The organism is Planktothrix sp. PCC 11201, from assembly GCF_900009135.1.
GTDB lineage: Bacteria > Cyanobacteriota > Cyanobacteriia > Cyanobacteriales > Microcoleaceae > Planktothrix.
Window position 1 is genome coordinate 193,815 of sequence record NZ_LT797699.1, and the last position, 6,665, is coordinate 200,479.

Here is a 6,665-nt window from a genome sequence, read left to right on the forward strand (position 1 = left end):
CGTTAATTAAGGGTAAAAGAATTAGCGGTAATTGAGTTAGCAGGAACACCAATTAAAGTGGCTAAAAGTTCATTGTTAGCTGCTACTTGAATCAAGGTATTTCCCGCCTGAGTCCCACTGCCTTGAAGGATGGTAAGCTGATTAAAACTATAATTTTGGGTCAATTTTAACAGATCCTCACCTCCGACAAAATCTAGGATAAAATCAGCATTTTCACCCGGATTTAACATAAAGATATCTGCTCCTTGACCCCCGATCAGCGAATCACTTCCGACTCCACCATTCAGGGTATCATTGCCTAAATCTCCTGTGATGAAATCATCCCCATTAGCTCCATCTACAAGATCGTCGCCTTGACCGCCATGAATCAGATCCTTACCGTCGCCACCATAAAGGTTATCGTTTCCTGAACCACCCGACAAGAGATCATCTCCGACATTACCAACTAACAGGTCATTTCCAGTTTCTCCTAATACCGTATCATTGCCTAAATCACCACTGAGGGTATCGTTTCCTAAACCTCCGAAAATCAGGTCATTGTCCTTACCGCCTTGGCGGGCGCTATAACTGTGGAACCACTGGTTTTTGTGAAGGTAATACTACTGAGAGTTTTGTCTTGGTTGGGAGCGAACTTCAGCCCGTACAGGGCGACTGTGTTAGCATCATGATAGCTGCTCCCTGTTAAATCAAAGCTCCGATCTGTCCCATCAATCAGATAGTATGTGTTAGCGGATTCGGTAATAGTGTCAAACCAGTCAGGCACATTGGCTGTGCTGGTTTGATTAGTGCCATCGCTATAGTTAAACTTTACCTCTATCCCGGCTGTACCATCTGCACTGGTGGCGAACAGGTGGATGGCTGAATATTGACCAGATGTAATGTTGAAGGTAAAGCTGGTATTGTTGGCACTGAGAACTTTGGCGTTGTTGCCGTTACTGGTGTTACTGTAGCCGAGTTGAATTGCGGGATGGTAGGTGCTGGCGGCGAAAGAGCCGTTGTCGGGTAAACCATTACCATTAGCACCTACTTTAAAGGTGGCAAAGGACTGAGTGATTAGGGTTTCACTCGATGTGCTCATGCCGTTTTGGGTGGTGTCTGTAACTCCACCAGTGTAGTTAACAATGACATCCTCGGTGAAGATTGAGCTCACATCGAAGTTGGCGGTTGCTAACACTCCGGCATAGCTTTCTATTGTGACTGCTGAAAAAGCTAGGGGGGTTTCAATTGACCCGATGGTTTTGTCTAATTTCCAGTTTCCTCCTAGGGCGACGTTGCCGGTTTTGTTGCTGGATGCTCCTATGTTGGCTCCAATAATTTTATTCAGGCACCTGATAAATTTTTCTCCTGTTTCTCCTGCTGCTACTTCACACCCATAAAGCAAAATATCTGCGGTTTTTGTTAGGGCTTTTCCCCACTGCTGGAGTAGACTATTAAAACTGTCTAAATTTTCCCTATTTAAAATGTCTGAACCGAGTTGTAAACTGCCCGGGCTACCGTGAGAAACTATGTGCAAGGCTTTTATATTTGACCAGCTTCTGAGTGCCTGTGTGATCTGTTCTACGCCACTACGGTCTTTTTCTAAAATGACTATTTCTGTGTTCTTGTTTGCTCCTGTGATCAAGCTTGGGTAGTTTTCTACAGAGGAGTCAATGAAAATAATTTGCTTATTTGAAGATTGAAAAGCTAGGTTAGTCTGGTTTAGTGTTTGCATTAGGATAACCCAATCTGGTTTCTTGAGTCTATCAATTTTCAATTAAACTATTAAAAATCAGAACAAATATTAATTAATTTTGTGAATTTATGTGTACTTTTATGTATTAATGTAAATTCGATGGGATGGGATGTGATGGCGTAGCCACAACGATCATGGCGTCACGCTTAAAATAGAAAACATAAGGGCAATCAGCAAGGTGTGGATGTTCGCCTCAGTAAACTATTAATTAATTTTTTAGATTATAAAATATAAATATAGCAGTTTTCAATCATGGTAGCTCCCACAAATAGAAAGCAAGATCAGTTCCAAGCCTATTACACGAATTGTCATCATATTACCTCCTATATGGTGGGACTTCTCGAATGTAATTCTCATCTGTCTGTGCTTGAACCTTGTGCGGGTGAGGGTGTGTTTATTGACGAGTTATTAAAACAAGGATTAACTCCAGAAATTACCGCCTATGAGTTGAATATTGATGCTGTAAATCAGTTAAATATCAAATATAATTACTTAAAAAATATTGAGATTATACATCAAGATTTTATCCTGGCAAACACTAACAAAAAATTTGATAGAGTGATTGCTAATCCACCCTATGGAGCCTATCAATCACCGGAAAAGAGAAAACAATTAAAAAAAGCATATCCTCATATATACGCCAAGGAAACCTACGGTTTATTTTTAATTCAAACGCTGGAATTATTAAAACAGGACGGACGCCTAGTTTTTATTATTCCCGATACCTATTTATCACTCCATCAGCATCAAGGTTTGCGAAAAGAAATTATTAGTAATTATAAAATAGAATCAATCACGCTTTTTCCTTCGGATTTTTTCCCGGGTGTCAACTTTGGCTATGCGGGATTGAGTATAATATCTATTGTTAAGGAAAAACCTAATATTGATTACAATTTTCCTGTATATAATGGTCTGCATTCACCGTCAGAGTTAACGAAATTATTAACTAATGCCAAGAAAAATTATGAACTTTGTAGACTTTCCTACCGTCAACTTATTAACAATCCATCCCAGGCTTTTTTTCTGTTTTCAAAAGACTGGATTTCTCAAGTTATGAGTTCTGATAATATGACAATAGGTGATATTTGTTTTGTGGTCACGGGTTTTTATTCGGGGAATGATGGCAAGTATTTAAGGCGATCGCCATCTGTTACTAGGGGGACTAAAAAATATGCTATTGTAGAGGATCATAGGATCTGTAAAGATGATCTTTCTATTAATCCACCTCTGAATGGAATTAAAAATAATTGTTATTGGGTTCCGATTGTCAAGGGTGGTAATCAAAGATTCTACAAACAATCAGAATGGTTTATGGACTGGGGGGAAGAAGCAGTTTATGATTATACAGTTACTAATAAGCAAAAAGCCAGATTTCAGAATTCGCAATTTTATTTCCGTCAGGGAATTGCTGTACCGATGATATCATCTTCTTCAATTACGGGATCATTACTTGATGGGAGATTATTTGATCAGTCTATTGTGGGAATATTTCCCCGCCAAGATTATCAAGATTTAATGTACTATTTACTTGGTTTTTTTAATAGCAAAATTTGTAATAATCTGATTAGAACTATTAACATAAGCACTAATAATTCTGCAAATTATATTAAGAAAATACCTTTGATTATACCAGGAAACTCGTTATTAGAAAAAATATCAAAAGAAGTAAAAAAGCTGGTAATATTATCTAAATCTAATGTTGTTAACGAGGAAAATTTACAAGAATTGAATCAATACTTTTATGAGGTATATGGTGCTAAAATATCTGAATAAAAGCGATGTATATAGAAATTATTAATGGTATTATTATAAAAATAAAATTCAATTTAAACACAAAGATACAAAGAAGTTGTAAACACTAACCTAACTAAAACTGGTCTTATCTATAGAAAAAATATGGCTAACCGATCGCACAGAAATACACGACTTATGGGAATGAATGCCCTAAGAAAACGTAAGGGGGTTCACACTTCTGAACTAGAAATTGAAGTTAAAGAATATCAAGAAACCGTTCATTCAGTAATGAATCTCGATTGTCTTGAACTGCTTAAAAAGATTCCCTCAAACTCGGTTCAACTGATTGTTTGTGATCCTCCTTATAATATAAATCTCGCGGAATGGGATAACTTTGATAATTATATTAAGTGGGCATCTAATTGGTTGATAGAGAGCGAGAGAGTTCTATCTGAGACGGGAAATATTGTTATATTTGGTGGATTTCAATATCAAAGTGAAGCCGGAAGTGGTGACTTACTAGAAATTATGATGTATATGCGTCATCAGAGTAAGATGCGATTAGTGAATATGATTATTTGGTACTATAAAAATGGCATGAGTGCCCATCGATTCTTTGCTAATCGCCATGAGGAAATAGCCTGGTTTGCGAAAACAAAAAAATATGTTTTCGACCTAGATGCAGTTCGTATACCTTTTGATCAAGAAACTAAAGCACTTTACTTAAAAGATAAAAGACTAAATCCTGAGAATGTTGAGAAAGGAAAAAATCCGACTAATGTTTGGGAGATTGGAAGATTGAATGGTAATTCCCTGCAAAGGGTAGGACATCCCACCCAAAAACCAACGGAAGTAATTAGAAGAATTGTCCGGGCGATGTCTTACCCTGGTTCTGTTGTGCTTGATTTTTTCGCAGGTTCAGGAGTAACAACAAGAGTGTGTATAGAAGAAGGAAGACATAGTATAGCAAATGATCTTTCTACTGATTTGAATAGCTATTTAGATCAGCATATTGCCAAAATCAAACCCGATATTTTTTCTGATTTTGTCTCCTTTAAGTTATTAAACGAAACTGAATTTGAGTCCCATCCAGTGTTTAGCAAATATAACGGGAAATAGGGAGCTTTATGGAAAGTCATTTTTCAGGAGCGAATTTAAAGATCTTATTGATGTCCTAATTTCTTTGCACACTGCGATAGATATTGCTGTAATGATGTATGATGGGGTTTTAAGTTAAGTGTTGTAAAACTAGAAATTTATGGGGCATAAGCGATGAAACGCTATATTTGTATTGCCATTGGCATTAATCAATATCAATATCTGCAACCCTTGAATTATGCCCAAAAGGATGCAGAGGCTATTTATGAATATTTGGTTGATGTTGCCGGATTTCCTCGTGATCAGAGTTTATTGCTCTGCGATCACTCGCCTCCAGTGTCGAAGATGTCTACCTATCCCAATCGGGAAAATGTTTTAGATTGGGTAGAGTCTTTCTGTAAAGAGCAACTTGGCCCGGAGGATGTCCTTTGGTTTTTCTTTAGTGGTCATGGGTTCGCCAAGGGGGGACAGGATTATCTATTACCAATTGACGGTAACCCGACTCAGTTAGAAACAACGGGAATTCCCATTCCAAAGTTATTTGACTATTTTAAAGCCGCAGCAACCGATAAAATTTTGGTGTTGCTGGATATTAACCGCGCTCAGGGGGCGCACGCGGGGGAAAGTGTCGGAATTCAAACGGCTGAAATCGCCCGAAAATTAAAAATTCCGACGATTTTATCTTGTCAGCCCGAACAGTTGTCCAGGGAAACTTCGGCTTTGCGCCAAGGATTCTTTACTTCCGTATTATTGGAAGGGTTAAAAGCCGGACAATTTTCAACTTCAGATTCATTAATTCATGGACTGGAGAAACGTTTACCTGAAGTGACGGAACAACATTTAAGACCCCGACAAAACCCCGTATTTGCAGTTTATCCAGCCTCTAAACTCCAGCAGGTACTTTTACCTGAAAGTCGTCAGGTGGCTATTAATCTTTCCAATGGTATTAGAGAAATAAATATGGCAACTGTAGAATCTCACCAAAATGGGACTGCGACCGTATCGGAAGATCCACTGAAATTATCCCTATCCTCTGATCAAGGAAATGGAGATCGGGGTTCTGCGACAGGTGAACCCGTCGAACCCGGAAATTTACCCCCCAATCCTCCAAATTCTGTAGTTCAGATGAACTCCCAACCGCCTGCAAGTTCAACAGAGGACACTATGACAGAAAGTTCATTTTTACAACGGTTAATTCTTTGGAGTGGCGCAACGGCGCTGGTACTGTTGCTGGGTGTGTTTCTAACCAATAAACCGATATTTTTAGGTCAAAAAACCGCTAAGTCTTCTGTTGAGACTTCAACGGTGGTTAAAACTCCCAAACCACTGCCCGCGACCACAAAACCGGAAAGCACACCCCCGACTCCAACTCCTGCAAGTCCGGCTCAATTGTTGGATGAATCGAAACTCCTGTTAAAAGATGCTTCCGCTTCTGATTTTAGTAAGGCGATCGCCATCGTTCAACAAATTCCGGCGAGTGATCCGCAGTACAAGGAAGCCCAAGGGGATATTGAACAGTGGAGTAAAACGATCCTGGTGATTGCCCAAGGGCGCGCCCTGAGTCAAAATTGGCAAGGAGCGGTGGAGGCGATCAAGTTGCTGCCTGACGCTGATCCTGAGATTTATCAACAGGGACAAAAACAACTTCAGGAGTGGGAAGCTCAGTTAAAAATCCTGAACAATAATCAAGGAATTATGAGCCAGGCTAAGGCTTTAATTAAGCCCGGTCAAGCCTCATCCTATAGTGATGCCATCGGTCTTGTCCAAAAAATTCCGGCGGATCAGCCTGGATATTTGGAGGCTGAGAAGTTAATCAATCAATGGTCAAATCAAATCTGGGAAATTGCTCAATCCCGGGCCAAGAAAAAGCAATATGCTAATGCTATTGAAGCAGCTAAGTTAGTTCCCGAAAATACATCAGCCTATGATGTGGCTCAGAAAGCGATCGCTGATTGGAAAAAGAATCAGTAATTAGCAATCAGTTATCAGTCATCAGTCATCAGTCATCAGTCAATAGTTAGTATTTTAATAAGCTGTTAATTATCTAAATTTTCGAGACGATCCAAGCCAGTAAGGGGTTTCAGCCTCTAAAATATACAGT

At 39.2% G+C, this 6,665-nt stretch carries 5 protein-coding genes; 3 read left to right on the forward strand and 2 right to left on the reverse strand.

Features of this window, described 5'->3' with window-relative positions; all coding sequences use genetic code 11:
* Nucleotides 1-2: 2 nt before the first annotated feature.
* Both PL11201_RS09505 and PL11201_RS09510 read right to left on the reverse strand, forming a co-directional pair.
* A complete protein-coding gene (locus PL11201_RS09505) occupies nucleotides 3-533 on the reverse strand; it encodes a calcium-binding protein (protein WP_079678359.1) in 531 nt (176 codons plus the stop codon).
* Entirely contained in the window at nucleotides 530-1,711 is a 1,182-nt protein-coding gene (locus PL11201_RS09510) for a DUF4347 domain-containing protein (protein WP_079678344.1), read from the reverse strand. Before PL11201_RS09510 ends, PL11201_RS09505 begins: the two co-directional genes overlap by 4 nt.
* A 273-nt stretch (nucleotides 1,712-1,984) precedes the next feature.
* Between PL11201_RS09510 and PL11201_RS09515 the strand changes: the two genes are divergently transcribed.
* From PL11201_RS09515 to PL11201_RS09525, 3 genes are all read left to right on the forward strand, one after another.
* Nucleotides 1,985-3,505 (forward strand): Eco57I restriction-modification methylase domain-containing protein, encoded by a 1,521-nt coding sequence (locus tag PL11201_RS09515; protein ID WP_079678345.1) that lies wholly within the window; start codon nucleotides 1,985-1,987, stop codon nucleotides 3,503-3,505.
* 156 nt (nucleotides 3,506-3,661) lie between these two features.
* Nucleotides 3,662-4,585 carry a DNA-methyltransferase gene (locus tag PL11201_RS09520; protein ID WP_200816737.1) on the forward strand — a complete coding sequence of 308 codons (924 nt, stop codon included), beginning with the start codon at nucleotides 3,662-3,664 and terminating at the stop codon, nucleotides 4,583-4,585.
* Nucleotides 4,586-4,738: 153 nt separating this feature from the next.
* The gene (locus PL11201_RS09525) at nucleotides 4,739-6,535 is read left to right on the forward strand and encodes a caspase family protein (protein ID WP_079678347.1); all 1,797 of its coding nucleotides are present in this window, start codon (nucleotides 4,739-4,741) and stop codon (nucleotides 6,533-6,535) included.
* Nucleotides 6,536-6,665 lie beyond the last annotated feature (130 nt).